Annotated in this window: 12 protein-coding genes; 5 read left to right on the top strand and 7 right to left on the bottom strand. The window is 71.1% G+C overall.

The window, feature by feature from the left end; genetic code table 11:
• The first annotated feature begins 399 nt into the window (after nt 1-399).
• The 4 genes from G4D87_RS18755 to G4D87_RS18740 all read left to right on the top strand — a co-directional run bounded on the left by G4D87_RS18755 (nt 400) and on the right by G4D87_RS18740 (nt 7,877).
• A complete protein-coding gene (locus G4D87_RS18755; protein ID WP_163783433.1) occupies nt 400-990 on the top strand; it encodes a GAF domain-containing protein in 591 nt (196 codons plus the stop codon).
• A 115-nt stretch (nt 991-1,105) separates the two neighbouring features.
• Entirely contained in the window at nt 1,106-2,944 is a 1,839-nt protein-coding gene (locus G4D87_RS18750) for a serine/threonine-protein kinase (RefSeq protein WP_163783432.1), read from the top strand.
• An 85-nt stretch (nt 2,945-3,029) separates the two neighbouring features.
• On the top strand, nt 3,030-6,809 hold the full coding sequence (locus G4D87_RS18745) for a DUF3858 domain-containing protein (RefSeq protein ID WP_163783431.1): 3,780 nt from the start codon (nt 3,030-3,032) through the stop codon (nt 6,807-6,809).
• A 117-nt stretch (nt 6,810-6,926) separates the two neighbouring features.
• Nucleotides 6,927-7,877 (top strand): YXWGXW repeat-containing protein, encoded by a 951-nt coding sequence (locus tag G4D87_RS18740; protein WP_163783430.1) that lies wholly within the window; start codon nt 6,927-6,929, stop codon nt 7,875-7,877.
• 66 nt (nt 7,878-7,943) lie between these two features.
• Here G4D87_RS18740 and G4D87_RS18735 read toward each other — a convergent pair whose 3' ends face one another.
• Nucleotides 7,944-9,062 (bottom strand): isoaspartyl peptidase/L-asparaginase family protein, encoded by a 1,119-nt coding sequence (locus tag G4D87_RS18735; RefSeq protein WP_163783429.1) that lies wholly within the window; start codon nt 9,060-9,062, stop codon nt 7,944-7,946.
• Nucleotides 9,063-9,183: 121 nt separating this feature from the next.
• Here G4D87_RS18735 and G4D87_RS18730 point away from each other — a divergent pair, with 121 nt between their 5' ends.
• A complete protein-coding gene (locus G4D87_RS18730; RefSeq protein WP_163783428.1) occupies nt 9,184-9,855 on the top strand; it encodes a type 1 glutamine amidotransferase domain-containing protein in 672 nt (223 codons plus the stop codon).
• Nucleotides 9,856-9,906: 51 nt separating this feature from the next.
• Here the strand turns inward: G4D87_RS18730 and sufT are convergent, their stop codons facing one another.
• From sufT to sufB, 6 genes are read right to left on the bottom strand one after another with little or no spacing between them, the layout of a single operon-like run.
• Nucleotides 9,907-10,449 carry a putative Fe-S cluster assembly protein SufT gene (gene sufT / locus G4D87_RS18725; RefSeq protein WP_163783427.1) on the bottom strand — a complete coding sequence of 181 codons (543 nt, stop codon included), beginning with the start codon at nt 10,447-10,449 and terminating at the stop codon, nt 9,907-9,909.
• Nucleotides 10,450-10,463: 14 nt separating this feature from the next.
• The gene (sufU, locus tag G4D87_RS18720) at nt 10,464-10,922 is read right to left on the bottom strand and encodes a Fe-S cluster assembly sulfur transfer protein SufU (protein WP_163783426.1); all 459 of its coding nucleotides are present in this window, start codon (nt 10,920-10,922) and stop codon (nt 10,464-10,466) included.
• Nucleotides 10,919-12,142 (bottom strand): cysteine desulfurase, encoded by a 1,224-nt coding sequence (locus G4D87_RS18715; RefSeq protein WP_163783425.1) that lies wholly within the window; start codon nt 12,140-12,142, stop codon nt 10,919-10,921. Before G4D87_RS18715 ends, sufU begins: the two co-directional genes overlap by 4 nt.
• On the bottom strand, nt 12,139-13,479 hold the full coding sequence (gene sufD / locus G4D87_RS18710; protein ID WP_163783424.1) for a Fe-S cluster assembly protein SufD: 1,341 nt from the start codon (nt 13,477-13,479) through the stop codon (nt 12,139-12,141). Before sufD ends, G4D87_RS18715 begins: the two co-directional genes overlap by 4 nt.
• Nucleotides 13,476-14,258, bottom strand: coding sequence for a Fe-S cluster assembly ATPase SufC (gene sufC, locus G4D87_RS18705; RefSeq protein ID WP_163783423.1), 783 nt, complete (start codon nt 14,256-14,258; stop codon nt 13,476-13,478). Before sufC ends, sufD begins: the two co-directional genes overlap by 4 nt.
• 2 nt (nt 14,259-14,260) lie before the next feature.
• The gene (gene sufB / locus G4D87_RS18700; RefSeq protein ID WP_163783422.1) at nt 14,261-15,697 is read right to left on the bottom strand and encodes a Fe-S cluster assembly protein SufB; all 1,437 of its coding nucleotides are present in this window, start codon (nt 15,695-15,697) and stop codon (nt 14,261-14,263) included.
• Nucleotides 15,698-15,777 lie beyond the last annotated feature (80 nt).

Below are 15,777 nucleotides of genomic sequence, written 5' to 3'. Positions count from 1 at the left end.
AGGCCCCCCAGGCCGAAGAGGCGCAGGCCGAGGCGGCCCCCGAGGCCAAGCCCGCGAAGAAGGCCAAGAAGCCGGCGAAGAAGGCGCCCAAGGCCGCCGCCGCCACCAAGTAATCAAGATTTACGGCTTTCAAGCCGATGCGCGGGGGTGCCTCTTCCAAGGGAGGTACCCCCGTTGTCTTTGCGGGTCCATAAAAACCCACTTTTCCTCGATTTCTGAGACGCCCTCTCGAAATGCCTATCGAGGTCCAAGAAAACCCATCCGGGTCAGGACTTTCGCGCACCCGTCAATCCGTCCAGTGAACGTGAGATTTGACAGAAACAGAAGAATCCTGCTTAATATGACTTCAGTGAATCACTGACCGTCCCGGACAGGGTCGGAACTCAAACGAGCGCACCAATGATCGAAGCCTTCTCGAAGGTGTCGGAAGCCTCGAAGCTGCTGCTGGAGAAGGGCCTGGGCCCGAGCACCGGCATGGAGGCGCTGAGCATGGTGGGCCACGCGTTGGGCGTGGACCGCGCGTACATCCTGGAGAACCGCGTACAGGGCACCTACGGCCGGTTCATCACCGACATGCGCCACGCCTGGGCGGAGCCGCCCACGCCGTCGCCGCTGGCCAACCCGGTGATGCGGGCCTTCTCCTTCCGCGAGTTCGCGCCGGGCTGGGTGGACATGCTGGAGGCCGGCATGGTGGTGGCGTGCCCCACCCGTGACGCGCCCCCGACGATGAAGGACCTGCTGGAGCGCCAGGGAACGCAGTCCATCCTCCTGTGCCCCATCAACCCCTCCCGGCAGCAGTGGTGGGGCATGGTGGCCTTCGAGGACTGCCGCCGGCCCCGCGCCTGGAAGCCCGAGGAAGTGACGCTGCTCAAGTCCCTGGCGCGCGCGGTGGCGGCGTCCGTCCGACATGGGCAGATGCGCTCCTCGCTGGACCAGGTCCGAAACAGCCTACGCCAGGCGGTGAGCCGCACGCCGGTGTCCGGACTCTGAACGGCAGGCGGGCGGGACGCCTGGCGGCTTGCCGGGGGGCAATGCCGACCCGTGCATGAGCGAGCCTTTCCAGCGCCGGGTTTCTGCTACCCTGGCCGCCCCTTCGCTCACCGCCATGTCCTCAATCGACCCCACCGCGATCAGCCGTCCGCGCTCTTCGGACATCATCAGCGGCTACCACCTCGACAAGCTCGTCGGCAGCGGAGGCATGGGAGAGGTCCACAAGGCCACCCAGCTGTCGCTTGGCCGCACAGTGGCGGTAAAGCTCCTCAACCCCGAGCTGGCGAAGGACCCGTCCTTCATCGCGCGCTTCCAGAAGGAGGCCGCCGCGCTCGCGGCCCTGAGCCATCCCCACATCGTCTCCATCGTCGACAAGGGGAAGACGGACACCACGTACTACCTGGTGATGGAGTTCGTGGACGGCCCGTCGCTGCGGGAGCTGATTCGCGAGCCGCAGCTGGACGTCGTGGGCGCGCTGCGGCGCATGCTGCAGATCTGCCGCGCCATCGAGTACGCGCACGGCCGCGGCGTCATCCACCGGGACCTGAAGCCGGAGAACATCCTGCTGGACCAGCAGGCCGGCGGCATCGCCAAGGTGTCGGACTTCGGGCTGGCGTCCTTCCTGGATGACGCCAGCCCGTCCTCGCGCTACGCGCTCACGTCCACGCACATGTCCATGGGCACGCTGTCGTACATGGCGCCCGAGCAGCGCGTGGACGCGAAGAGCGCGGACGCGCGCGCGGACATCTTCTCGCTGGGCGTCATCCTCTATGAGTGGCTCACGGGCGAGGTGCCGCTGGGCACCTTCGACCCGCCGTCGCGGCGCAAGCCGGGGCTGGACGCGCGGCTGGACATCATCGTCACGCGGTGCCTCAAGCCGGACCCGGAGGACCGCTACCCCTCCGTCACCGCGCTCATCGCGGACCTGGAGCTGCTCGTCCCGGGCAGCCTGCCGTCCCTGGCGCCGGTGAAGCTGACGCACCTGCAGCGCGTCCGCCAGGGCGTGCGCAAGGTGGTGCGCCTGGCCCTGCAGGCCGCGGCCGTGCTGCTGGTGGTGGCGGCGCTGGCCGTGCTGGGCCGGGAGTGGCTGCGCAGCGGGGAGAAGCCCGTGCCGCCGCAGCCGGGGGCCGCGCTGAACGCGGACCTGGGCCCGCCCTCGCCCCGCTCCATGCCGGGCCGGCTGGAGACAGGCTCGGAGAAGCGCACGGTGTCGGTGGGGGACGGGCCGGACGCGCCGTCGCTCCTGGTCGCCGGGCGGCCGGTGGAGGCGGAGGAGAAGGCCATCATCTTCCCGCCCGTGGAGGAGCGCTCGCAGTCGCGCGTGGGCCGTGCCCGCGTGGACGTGGTGGGGCTGGACGGCGACATCGCCGTGCTCAGCGCCCGCGTGCGCGCGGACGCGCCGCCGGACACCTGGAGGCGCCGCGGCTACGTGATGCTCTACGGGCCGTCGCTGCAGGCCCCCTCGGCCGCGCTGCTGCTGCAGGGCAGCACGGGCCGCTACGTGGCGCTCATCCACGACGGCGGGGGCGCGCCGCTGCGGCTCGAGTGGGCCCTGGGCGAGCGCCGCGGCACCATGCTGGGCCTGGCGTCACCGGAGGGCGAGGCCGCGCTGGAGCTGCGGGTGGACGCGGACGGCGTCATGCAGGGCTACGTGGGCAAGGGCAAGGACCAGCGCGCCATTGGCGAGCCGCTCAACCTGGGTCCGGGCTGGATGGAGCACTTCGGGGACGCGCCCGTGCCCGCCTTCGGCTGCATCGAAGGCACCTGCCGCGCCGAGGGCTTCGTCTACACCGTGCGGCGCGCGCCGCCCCCGGGGACGACGGCGCCCGTGCCGGTGGCCAAGGCCGTGGTCGCAGCGGTGCCGGCCAAGGCGGTGCCCGCCAAGCGGCCTCCCCCGCCCCCGAAGAGGCAGCCCGCCAGGGGCTCCTCGAAGAGCCCCACGAAGCGGCGGTAGAGCGTCCGGCAGCACGCGTCCCGGACATTCCAGCGCAGGGGAATATGGCCACGGCCAAGGGATTGCACTATCCCTGGCCCCTCCTATGCGCACCATTCGACTCGGCTTCGCCGCGCTCGCACTCGTCACGGCCCTCACGGCCTGCCACCGTTCCACTTCCACGGCGACACCGCGCGTCCTCGAAACCGCCGCGGAGCAGGTGCAGAAGGGCACCCAACAGGCCCGCACGCTCGCGTTCGCGGGCTTCCACGCCCTGCTCGTCGCGGGTGACGCCACGCTGGCGCAGCAGCGCTTCGATGACGCCATTGCCCGCGACGCGGGAGACGTCTACGCGCTGGCTGGCCAGTCGCTGATGGCACGCCGCGCGGGCCGTCCCGACCGCGCGCTGGTGGCGTCGCTGGAGCTGGCGGCGCGGGCGCCCACGCACCCGCTGGCGGCCGTCGCGGCGCGCCACGTGTTGGATTCGGTGGGCACGTCGCGGGCGCTGGACGACGACATCCTCCGCGGCGTGGAGCGGGCGCTGGCGGCGGGCGCGACGGGCGAGGCCGCCTATCTGCTGCGCGGCGCGCGGATGTCGGTGGCCGTGGTGCGCGGCGACGCGGAGGCCCGCGACGCGGCGATGCTGCAGCTGGGCGGCGTGAGCGAAGTCTCGCTGGTGGGGCCCTTCTCGCCCTTCCACGTGCTGGCCTGGGACGAGCAAGACCCCGTGAGCCAGGGTGGCTCGCTGGCGGGCCCCTTCACCAGCGCCTTCGGTCCGCTGCCGGTGCGCACGGTGCGCGCCCCCGACGGACGGATGGACCTGACGGGCGAGCCCGGCCAGGGCGACCTCTACGTCCAGGCCTTCGACGCGGACGTGACGGAGCCGGGCCTCTACGTGGCCCGCACCGTGAGCGGCACCTCGCACCAGGTGCTGGTGGACGGGGCGCCGCTGATGGAGCGCCGGGCCTGGGAGCGCGCCACCTCCACCGTCACCGCGCGCGCCGTGCAGCTGCCCGCGGGCAAGCACCGCTTCGTCGTGCGTCAGCTCAAGGGCGGCACCTCCGGCCTGCTCACCTTCGCCCTGCTGCGCGTGGACGGGCGTCCGTCCGGCGTGCGCTTCAGCGCGGCCACCGGCGCGGCGCCGACGACGTGGGGCGGCAAGGCCGAGTTCTCCGACGCGACGCCCGGCGTGTTCCCCACCACGGAGGGCTTGAAGACGGCCCTGCACGAGGAGGCCGGCGAGCTGCTGGCCGTGGTGCTGGCGGTGCGGGACGGCCTGCAGCGGGACGCGGACGGCGCGCGGCGGCTGATGGCCTCGGTGGACGCCAACACCCCGGCCCTGCTGTGGCTGCGCGCGGAGGTCGCGTCCGCGGACCGCACCGTGCCTTCCAAGGTGGCGCGCGGCCGGGCCACGCGCGACCTGGAGTCCGTGCTGGCCAAGGACCCGGGCAACGTGGCGGCGCTGCTGCTGCGCGCGGAGCTCTTCCTCGATGAGGGCCAGCCCACCTCCGCCATGGACCTGCTGAAGACGGCGTCCGAGGTGGCCCAGCCCGCCGGCCACCCGGTGTTCATGCTGCGCGCCCGCGCCGCGCTGGCGCTGGAAGTGGAGGCCCTGGCGGAGGAGTCGCTCGCCGCGGCGCTGGAGGCCCAGCCCGGCCTGTGCGAGGCGCTGACGCTCCAGTACAGCCTGGCCCGCCGCCGTGACGCGGCGGAGCGGAGCGACACCCTGGTGGCGTCCCTGGAGGGCTGCCCCGGGACGGTGGTGCGCCAGGCCGAGCACGCGCGCGCGCGCGGTGACATGGAGACGGCGACGAAGCTGTACGGCGAGCTCCAGGCCAGAGACCCCAGCAGCATCAGCCTGGCCAACACGCTGGCCAGCCTCTACGTGTCCAAGCGCCGCTTCGACGACGCCACCGCGGTGCTCCAGAAGCTGGCGACCGTGTGGCCTCGCAACGCGGAGCTGGTGAAGCGCATGGCGGACGTGCGCGAGTACGCGGGCCAGCCGGCCGAGGCGCTCAAGCTGCGCGAGCAGGCGCTGGCGATGGCGGGCGACGACCTGACGCTGCGCCGCGCCCAGGAGCGCGCGAAGACGGGCCGCGAGCTGCTGCAGGCGTACGCCGTGGACGGACGCGAGGCCATCCGCGCCTACGAGGCGGAGCCCGTCAGCGGCGGCAGCGCGGCGGCCTTCGTGCTGGACGCGGCGGCGGTGCGCGTCTACCCCGACGGCAGCATCGTCAACCGCATCCACACGGTGCAGAAGGCGCTGGAGCAGTCGGGCGTGCAGGAGATCGCCGAGGTGACGGTGCCGCGCGGCGCGCAGGTGCTGGCGCTGCGCACGCTGAAGGCGGACGGCCGGGTGCTGGAGCCGGAGAACATCGAAGGCAAGGACACGGTGAGCCTGCCCGGCGTGGCCGTGGGGGACTACGTGGAGGTGGAGTACCTGCTCGCGGAGCCTCCGCGCGGCCCCGCGCAGCCGGGCTTCACGGCGTCCGCCTTCTACTTCCAGATTGCGAACCAGCCCAACGCCTGGGTGACGTACACGGTGGTGGCGCCCAAGGGCGTGGGCATGAAGGTGGACGCCCACGGGATGAAGGTGCCGGAGCCCAAGGTGGACGGCGACGTGGAGGTGTTCCACTTCGAGACGCGCCGCGTGCCGCCGTTCATCCCCGAGCCGGACGCGCCGCCCTCCGCCAACGAGTACCTGCCCTTCGTCATCGTGGGCGCGGGCGCCACGGGCAACGAGGCCCTGGTGAAGCTCTACGGCGACGCCTTCCAGGAGCGCTGGCTGCGCACGGCGGAGGTGGACGCCTTCGCGCGCAAGGCGGCGGAGGGCAAGTCGGGCCTGGACGCGGTGAAGGCGCTGCACGCCGCGGTGATGCAGCGCTTCTCCGGCCGGGACGCCAGCCTGAGCCAGACGGCGGCGTCCACGGTGGCCCAGGACCGGGGCAGCCGGTTGACGGTGATGAAGGCCGGCCTGGACTCGCTGGGCATCCCCTCGCGGGTGGTGGCGGTGCGGACCTTCAACACGGACCCGTCGGCCTACACCTTCCCCCAGGACGCACTGCTGCCCTACGCGGCGCTGCGCGTGGAGGTGCCCGGCACCGAGCCGGTGTGGGTGGACACGTCCGTGCGCTATGGCCCCTTCGGCGAGCTGCCGGAGCTGGCCATGGGCGGCCAGGAGGCGTGGCTGCTGCCCGAGCCCAGCCGCCCGCTGCAGAAGGTGCAGACGCCGCCCATGAAGGAAGTCCCCGGCAAGGAAGTGAAGCTGGCGCTGACGCTCACCGAGGACGGCACGCTCAGCGGGCAGGGCGAGGAGACGTACTCGGGCTTCGAGGCGGCGCAGATTGCCGAGGCCTTCAACCAGCTGTCGGCGGAGAGCCGCAACCAGGCGCTGCAGGGCGCGGTGGCGCGGTACTTCGGCGGGGCGTCGCTGTCGAGCGTGAAGCTGGAGAACCAGGAGCAGGTGGGCGCGCCCTTCGTGCTGCGCTACGAGTTCACCGTGCCGCGCTTCGGGCGGATGGAGGGCGGTCAGCGGATGGCGCTGGGGCCCCTCACCTTCCCCGCGCAGTTGGGCCGGCGCTTCGTGCAGCTGAGCACGCGCCGCACGCCGCTCTACATCGACACCACCGAGGCCAGCCGCACGCAGGTGACTCTGTCCATGCCCAAGGGCTGGAAGCTCACCGACCCCCAGGCGTCACTCCAGGCGGAGAACGCGTTTGGCCGCTTCACCCGCGCGGAGAAGCAGGACGGCTCGACGCTCAGCGTCACCGAGTCGCTGCGCGTGCCGCGCAACCGCGTCATGCCCGACCAGTACGAGCTGTTCTCCGGCTTCACCGGGGACGTGGACCTCATCCAGACGCGGGAGCTGGTCCTGGTGAAGCCGTAGCCAGGGGATGAATAAAGCCGGACGGCGCCGCGTCTTTTCTCCACACCGGCCCCGCACTGGGGGATTCCCAGGGGGGCCGGTGGCAGCACCTGTCTGGTAACCCACGGAGATGACGCGATGACTCCTCGATGGTGGGCTTGTCTGGTGACCTTGCTGGCGGCGCCCATGGTTCACGCGCAGACCGCGCCGGTCCCCGCGTCAGAGCCTGGATATTCCGAATACGCCTACGACGACACGGAGTTCGAGGACGAGGACACGGCGCCCATGGCGCCCTCCGCCCCGCCGCAGCTCCCCGCGGAGAACGCGTCGGCCCGGCCCTTCGCGGGCGCCGTCTGGGCCTCCGGCCACTGGTACTGGGACGGCAACGAGTGGCGCTTCAACGCCGGCACCTGGCTGGCACCCATGGACGGCTACCGGTTCATCAACGGCTACTGGGAGCCGGACGGCCGGATGTGGCGGTGGGTGTCCGGCGGCTGGGCCCGGCATGACTCCCCGGTGGTGGAGATTCCCATCGCCGTGGCGAGCGAAGAGCTGACCACCCAGCAGGCGCCTCCGCCGCTCCGCGTCGAGCACGCGCCAACACCGCCAGCCCCCTCCTACGTCTGGACGCCCGGCTACTGGTACTGGGCCGGCGCCAACTACGTGTGGGTCGGTGGAATGTGGGCCGCCCCGCCGCGTCCTGGGCTCGTCTATGTGTCGTCCCGCTGGGTGCGCCGCGGGCCGTCCTGGTACTTCTCCGCTGGCGGCTGGGCCAACCGGGGCTCGGTGCGTGTCACGGTGCCCGTCTACCGCCACGCGCACGTCACCGTGGCGCGCCGGCACCCGCACTACTTCACGCACACCTGGCGCCGCTACCCGGCGGTGCGCCACCACGTCTACCGCCCCGGGTACAACTACCGGCGCGGCCCCAGCCCGGTGCGTCACCACTACCGTGGCAACAACGGCTACCGCCGGGGCAATGGCAACTACCACCGGGCGTCGCCCGGCGGGAACGGCGGACGGCACGGCGGCTCGCCCGGCGGAGGGCACCGCCGCGGCGACGGTGGACGCCGCGGTGGCCGGGACTGACGCCTCACGGCGCGCTCAGGGAGCCCTCCGAGCGCGCCCCTGCGGAGGAATGGCCGCCGCGCGCTGCTACTTCGCGCCAGCGGCCTCCGCCTCTCGGAAGATGGCCACGACGGGCTCGCCGTCTTCGCCCACGTAGCCGCGATACATGCCGGCGGAGTTGAAGGGCATGGCCACGTTGCCGTCGCGGTCCATCGCGATGACGCCGCCCTCGCCGCCGGCCTTCACCAGGACGTCGTTGATGACGACGTCGGCGGCCTGCCACAGCGGCACGTTCTGGTATTCCACGCGGGCGCAGATGTCATGCGCCACGGCGTAGCGGATGAAGAACTCGCCATGGCCCGTTGCGGACACCGCGCAGCGCGCATCCGCGAACGTGCCCGCGCCGATGATGGGCGCATCCCCCACGCGGCCGTAGCGCTTGTTCGTCATGCCCCCCGTGGACGTGGCAGCGGCGAGCGCGCCCTTCTGGTCCAGGGCCACCGCGCCCACGGTGCCGAACTTGTGGTCCCCGCTCACCGGGTCATATCCCGCCGGCAATGAGGAGGCGGGCTGCTGCCGCGCGCGCTCCTTCTCCAGCGCGCGCTGGAGGCCCTGCCAGCGGTCCTCCGTGTAGAAGTACTTCGGGTCCACCAGCTCCACGCCCCGCGACTTCGCGAAGGCCTCGGCGCCCTCCCCCACCATCATCACGTGCGGCGACTGCTCCATGACGAGCCGCGCCAGCGAGAGGGGGTTCCTCACGCGCCGCACGCCCGCCACGGCGCCCGCCTTGCGCGTCGTGCCGTCCATGATGGCGGCGTCCAGCTCGTTGACGCCGTCGTGCGTGAAGACGGCGCCCTTGCCCGCGTTGAAATGCGGAGAGTCCTCCAGGATGCGGACCGCGGCGCTCACGGCGTCCAGCGCGGAGCCGCCGCCAGCCAGCACCGCATGTCCCGCCTGGAGCGATTGGGTCAGCGCGGCGCGGACCTCGGCCTCGCGCTCCGGGGAGAGGTTCTCCCGGGAGATGACACCCGCGCCGCCGTGGATGACCAGCCCCCACTTGGGCCTGGGCGCGGGCGCGTCACGCGAGGTGGGCTGCTCGCTGTCGGCGCGAGCAACCCCGGCGCTACTGGCACAGCCCATGGGAGACAGCAGCATCACGGCACCCACGACGAGAGCACGGCGGAGGGGAACGGAAGCGGCGGACATTCGAGAGACCTCCAGAGCGCTCCGTCGGTAGCACGCCCTCCAGGGAGGCACAACGCGGGGCCCCGGGAGAATGCACAGTGTCGAGAACGACAAACCGTTCCGACACAGCGAGGTGAGCGCGATGAAGAAGCTGAGAGGGTTGCGAGTGGCCGTGCTCGCGGCGGATGGCTTCGAACAGGTGGAGCTGACAGCGCCGGTCAAGAAGCTGGAGCGGCAGGGCGCCGAGGTGACGATTGTGTCCCCCCACAAGGGCCGCATCCGCGGGATGAACCTCCTCGTTCCGGGGAAGAAGGTCACCGTGGACGCGTCCCTGCGCGAGGTGAAGGCGGCGGACTTCGACGCGGTCCTCCTTCCGGGAGGTTTCGTGAACCCGGACCTGCTGCGGCAGAGCGCGCTCGCCCTGGACTTCGTGCGGGACGCCGACGCGCTGGACTTGCCCATCGCCGTCATCTGCCATGGCCCCTGGGTCCTGATTTCGGCGGGCCTCGTGGAGGGCCGGGCGCTGGCCGCGTGGCCGGGCATCCGCGACGACGTGCGCAACGCGGGCGGCCGGTGGGTGGACGAGCCGGTGATGCGCGATGGCAACTGGGTCTCCAGCCCGGGACCGCGACAGATGTTCGCGTTCATCAAGGGCATGGTGGAGCTCTTCACGGAGAAGATGCCGGAGGTCTCCGCTCGCGCGCCGCGGGTGCCCGTGCGCCAGGCAGCGCCCGCCCTGTGGCCGAAGCTGCTCGCCGGGACGCTGGCCACCGCGGCGCTCGGCCTGGGCGCGCGGCGGCTGGCCCTGCGCTGAGACGTCACCGGCCCTTGGCGAAGCGGTCCGCCGAGGGCCTTCGTCCCACGGCTACATCCACCCGAGTTGGAGCCGCGCCACGTCCGACATGCGCTCTTGTCCCCAGGGCGGGTCCCAGACGAGCTCCACGCGCGTCTCCGCCACCCCGGGCACCGAGCCCACCTTGGTGCGCACGTCCTCCACCAGCACCGGCCCCATGCCGCAGCCGGGCGCGGTGAGCGTCATCTGGATGTCCACGCGCTGTCCGCCTTCCGGCAGCGGCTCCGCCTTGCACGCGTACACCAGCCCCAGCTCCACGATGTTCACCGGAATCTCCGGGTCATACACCGTGCGCAGCTGCTCCCAGACCTGCTCCTCGTTGAACTCGCTGGCGTCGCCGGCGGCCCGCTCCTTGGGGGCGTACTCCTCCCCCAGCGCGCCGCCGTCCTTCTCGTCGATGCGGAAGAGCTGACCGTAGGGGTCCTGCACCGTGAGATTTCCGCCGAGCGTCTGCGTCACCCGCAGCTCGGAGCCCCCGGGCAGCACCACCCGGTCTCCGCTGGGGATGATTGTCGCGGACACGTCGCGCTCCAGCACCGCCATCATTCCTCGCATGTGGCCCTCCACCCCTACTCCGTGGACACGGCCTCGCCGCGTCCCTCCAATGCCGCGCGCAGCGTGTGCCAGGCCAGGCTGGCGCACTTCACCCGCGCGGGAAACTCGCTGACGCCGGACAGCACCGCCAGCTTGCCCAGCGCGTCCACGTCCACCGACTCCGGACCTTCCGTCACCAGCTTGTGGACGCGCTCGAAGATGACCTCCGCCTCCGCGCGGGTCCGGTCCTTCACCGCCCCCGTCATCAACGACGCGGACGCCTTGGAGATGGCGCAGCCCTGGCCCTGGAAGGCCACGTCCTTGATGACGCCGCCCTCCACCTTCAACGTCACCACCAACTGGTCGCCGCACAGCGGGTTGTGGCCCGCCGCCTCCGCGGTGGCGCCCTCCACCACGCGGTAGTTGCGTGGCCGCTTCGAGTGCTCCAGCACGACCTCCTGATAGAGGTCCTTCAAGTCATCCGATGCACTCACTGGAACACCTCCAGGACCTTGTGCAGGCCGCGGACGAGCGCGTCCACGTCCTCGCGCGTGTTGTAGAGCGCCAGCGACGCCCGGGACGTGGCCGGCACCTTGAAGTGCTGCATCACCGGCTGCGCGCAGTGGTGGCCCGTGCGGATGCAGATGCCCTCACGGTCCAGGATGGTGCCCACGTCGTGCGGGTGGACCTCCGCCAGCATGAAGGACAGCACGGCGGACTTCTCTCGCGCCGTGCCCACCATGCGCAGCCCCGGCACCGCCTCCAGCGCCTGCGTGGCGTAGGCCAGCAGCTCCCGGTCGTGCGCGGCGACGTTCTCCATCCCCAGCGCCTCCAGGTAGCGGATGGCCGCCGCCAGGCCCACCGCGCCCTCCAGGTTGGGCGTGCCCGCCTCGAAGCGGTACGGCACCCGGTTGTACGTCACCTTCTCCATCGTCACGGAGAGGATCATGTCGCCGCCGCCCTGGTAGGGCGGCATCGCCTCCAGGAGCTCCTTGCGGCCGTACAGCACGCCGATGCCGGTGGGGCCGAACATCTTGTGCCCGCTGAAGGCGTAGAAGTCGCAGCCCAGGTCCTGCACGTCCACGGGGAAGTGCGTCACCGCCTGCGCGCCGTCCACCAGCACGGGGATGCCCTTCGCGTGGGCCCGCCGCGTGAGCTCCTTCACCGGCACCACGGTGCCCAGCGCGTTGGACACCTGCGTCACCGCGAGGATGCGCGTGCGCTCCGTCAGCAGCGCGTCCACGGCGTCGAGCACCAGTTCGCCCCGGTCATCCACGGGGATGACCTTGAGCACGGCGCCCGTCTGCTCGCACAGCATCCGCCAGGGGACGATGTTGGCGTGGTGCTCCATCTGGGTGATGAGCACCTCGTCCCCGGCGCCGATGTGCTTGCGCCCGTACGTCTGCGCCACCAGGTTGATGGCCTCGGTGGTGCCACGCACGAAGACGATTTCCTTCGCGTCCCGGGCGTTGATGAAGCGGCGCACCGTCTCACGCGCGCCCTCGTAGGCCTCCGTGGCGCGCTCGGACAACACGTGGACGCCGCGGTGCACGTTGGCGTTGTCGTGCTGGTAGAAGCGCACCAGCGCGTCGATGACGGCCTGCGGCTTCTGCGCCGTGGCGGCGCTGTCCAGGTACACCAGCGGCCGGCCCCGCACCTCCTGGTGGAGGATGGGGAAGTCCTCGCGGACCTTCTTCACGTCGAAGCCGCTCATGCCGTCACCTCGCGTTGCGCCGCGCCCGGCAGCTTCAAGGCCAGGAGCGCCTCGATGTTCGCGCGCACGGGGCCGGCGGGCACCGCCTCCACCACCTCGCGAGCGAAGGCGTAGGTGAGCAGCCGCTCCGCCTCCGCCTGGGGCACGCCGCGCGAGCGCAGGTAGAACAGCGCCTGCGCGTCCAGCCGCCCCACCGCCGCGCCGTGCGCGCACTTCACGTCATCCGCGAAGATTTCCAGCTGGGGCTTTGCGTCCGCCTGCGCCGACTCCGACAGCAGCAGGTTGCGGTTCTGCTGGCGCGAATCCGTGCGCTGCGCGTCCTGCCGCACGCGGATGAGCCCGTGGAAGGTGCCGCGTGACTGGCCGTCCAGCACGCCCTTGTACAGCTCCCGGCTGGTGCACCGGGGCACCGCGTGGTCCAGCGCCGTGCGGTTGTCCAGGTGCTGCGCGCCCTGCCCCACGTACAGGCCATTCAGCGTCGCATCGCCACCCTCGCCCGCGAAGGCCGCGTGGACCTCGTTGCGCGCCATGGCCCCGCCAAAGGCGAAGGCATGCGACGCGAAGCGGCTGTCCCGCCCCTGCCGGGCATGGAGCGCCCCCAGGTGCAGCGCCGCGTCCGCCTCCACCTGGACTTTGTAGTGGTGGAGGCTGGCGTTGTCGCCCAGCGTCACCTCCGTCACCGCGTTGGTGAACGTCGCCGCCGAGCCCGCGGGGCCCGCGCTGGCATACGTCTCCACCAGCGTCGCCTCGCTGCTCTCCTCCGCCACCACGAGGATGCGTGGGCTGGACAGCACCGGTGCGTCGCCGCGCGTGAGGAACACCAACTGCACGGGCACCTCGCTCAGCGCGCCCGGCGCCAGCCGCAGCAGCGCGCCCTCCTCCAGCAGCGCCGCGTTGAGCGCGGTGAAGGCGTGCTCCTTCGCCAGGGCCCGCTGCCCCAGCAGGGACTCCAGCAGCTCGCCGTCCTCGCGCACCGCGTCCCGCAGCGGCTTCAGCGTCAGCCCGCGCGGCAGGCCCGCCACGGACGACAGCTCCGGTGCCAGCCGCCCGTCCACGAACACCAACCGGGGCCCCGGCAGGCCCAGCCGCTCCACCACCGCCGACAGGTGAGCGGTGTCCCGGGGCGCCTCCGTCCGTGGAAGGAACGTTCCTTCCGCGATGGACCCCAGCCGGGAGTACTTCCACGCCTCGTCACGCGTCGTGGGCAGGCCCTGCCGCTCGAAGTGGGACAGGGCGTCGGCGCGCAGGCGCTTGAGCCACTGTGGCGCGGACGCCTGTTCGGGCGCCGCCTGGAAGCGCGTGGCCACGTCCAGGTAGTGCGCCAGGGCCGCCGTCATCGCCGTGCCTCCGCCGCCGACGCCTTGGCGCCGTCCAGGCCCAGCCAGCCGTAGCCCTTCTGCTCCAGCTCCAGCGCCAGCTCGCGCCCGCCAGAGCGGACGATGCGGCCCGCCGACATGACGTGCACCTTGTCCGGGACGATGTAGTCGAGCAGCCGCTGGTAGTGCGTAATCAGCACCATGCCGCGCTCGGGCGAGCGCAGCGCGTTGACGCCGCCGGCCACCGTGCGCAGCGCGTCGATGTCCAGGCCGGAGTCCGTCTCATCGAGAATGGCCAGCAGCGGCTCCAGCACCGCCATCTGGAAGATTTCGTTGCGCTTCTTCTCGCCGCCGGAGAAGCCCTCGTTCACCGAGCGGTTCATGAAGGCCGCGTCGAGCTGCACCAGCTTCGACTTCTCCTTGGCCAGCTGGAGGAAGTCCATGGCGTCCAGCTCCTCCAGCCCCTTCGAGCGGCGCTGCGCGTTGAGCGCGGTGCGCAGGAAGTGGATGTTGCCCACGCCCGGAATCTCCACCGGGTACTGGAAGGCGAGGAACACGCCCGCGGCGGCGCGGGCCTCGGGCGACAGCTCCAGCAGCGGCTTGCCGTCGAACAGCACCTCGCCCTGCGTCACCTCATAGCCGTCACGGCCCGCCAGCACACTGGCCAGCGTGCTCTTCCCGGAGCCGTTGGGGCCCATGATGGCGTGGACCTCACCGGGGGCGACCTCCAGGTCGATGCCCTTGAGGATGTCCTTGCCCGCCACGCGGGCGTGCAGGTTGCGAACAGTCAATAGCGCCATACCTACCCCACGCTCCCTTCCAGGCTCACTCCGAGCAGCTTCTGCGCTTCCACCGCGAACTCCATCGGGAGCTCCTTGAACACCTGGCGGCAGAAGCCGTTGACGATCATCGACACCGCGTCCTCCTGCGAGATGCCCCGCTGCCGGCAGTAGAAGAGCTGGTCCTCGCCAATCTTCGACGTGGACGCTTCATGCTCCACCTGTGCCGACGCGTTCTTCACCTCGATGTACGGCACCGTGTGGGCGCCGCACTTGTCACCGAGCAGCAGCGAATCGCACTGCGTGTAGTTGCGTGCGTTCTGGGCGCTCTTGAGCACCTTCACCAGCCCGCGGTACGTGTTCTGTCCGCGGCCGGCGGAGATGCCCTTGGACACGATGGTGCTGCGGGAGTTCTTCCCGATGTGCACCATCTTCGTGCCCGTGTCCGCCTGCTGCATGTTGTTGGTGAGCGCCACCGAGTAGAACTCGCCCACCGAGTCATCCCCCTTGAGGATGACGCTCGGGTACTTCCACGTAATCGCCGAGCCCGTCTCCACCTGCGTCCATGAAATCTTCGCCGCCCGGTGCGCGATGCCGCGCTTGGTGACGAAGTTGTAGATGCCGCCGCGCCCCTCCGCGTCGCCCGGGTACCAGTTCTGCACCGTGGAGTACTTGATGGTGGCGTTGTCCAGCGCCACCAGCTCCACCACCGCGGCGTGCAGCTGGTTGGTGTCGCGCTGGGGGGCCGTGCAGCCCTCCAGGTAGCTCACGTGGGAGCCCTCCTCCGCGACGATGAGCGTGCGCTCGAACTGGCCCGTCTCCGCCGCGTTGATGCGGAAGTACGTGGACAGCTCCATGGGGCAGCGCACGCCCTTGGGGATGTAGACGAACGAGCCGTCGCTGAAGACGGCCGAGTTGAGCGCGGCGAAGTAGTTGTCCGAGTACGGCACGACGGTGCCCAGGTACTTCTTCACCAGCTCCGGGTGCTCGCGCACGGCCTCGGAGAACGAGCAGAAGATGACGCCCGCCTTGGCCAGCTTGTCCTTGAACGTGGTGGCCACCGACACCGAGTCGAAGACGGCGTCCACCGCCACGTTCTGCAGCAGCTTCTGCTCATGCAGCGGGATGCCGAGCTTCTCGTAGGTGCGCAGAATCTCCGGGTCCACCTCGTCCAGGCTGGCCTTCACCGGCTTCTGCTTCGGCGCCGAGTAATAGCGGATGGCCTGGTAGTCGATGGGCGCGTAGGTGACGGCCTGCCACGTGGGCTCCTGCATCGTCTTCCAGTGGCGGAAGGCCTTGAGGCGCCAGTCGAGGAGGAACTCCGGCTCGCCCTTCTTCGCGGAGAGCTGACGGATGACGTCCTCGTCCAGCCCCGGGGGAAACGTGTCCGACTCCACCTGGGTGACGAAGCCCGCCGCATACGGGCGGCGCGTCAGTTCCTGGAGGGTTTCGGTGCTCATGAGCGGACTCCTGTCGCGGAAGCGGAAGCGGGTTGGCCAGCGGCCGGGGAAGGCGCCGGGCGGGCGGGTGTCCCCAGGCC

The sequence above is a fragment of the Myxococcus vastator genome (genome assembly GCF_010894475.1).
GTDB lineage: Bacteria > Myxococcota > Myxococcia > Myxococcales > Myxococcaceae > Myxococcus > Myxococcus vastator.
The sequence above is the reverse complement of the archived record's forward strand: the minus strand, read 5'-3'. Positions and strand labels throughout refer to the sequence as shown.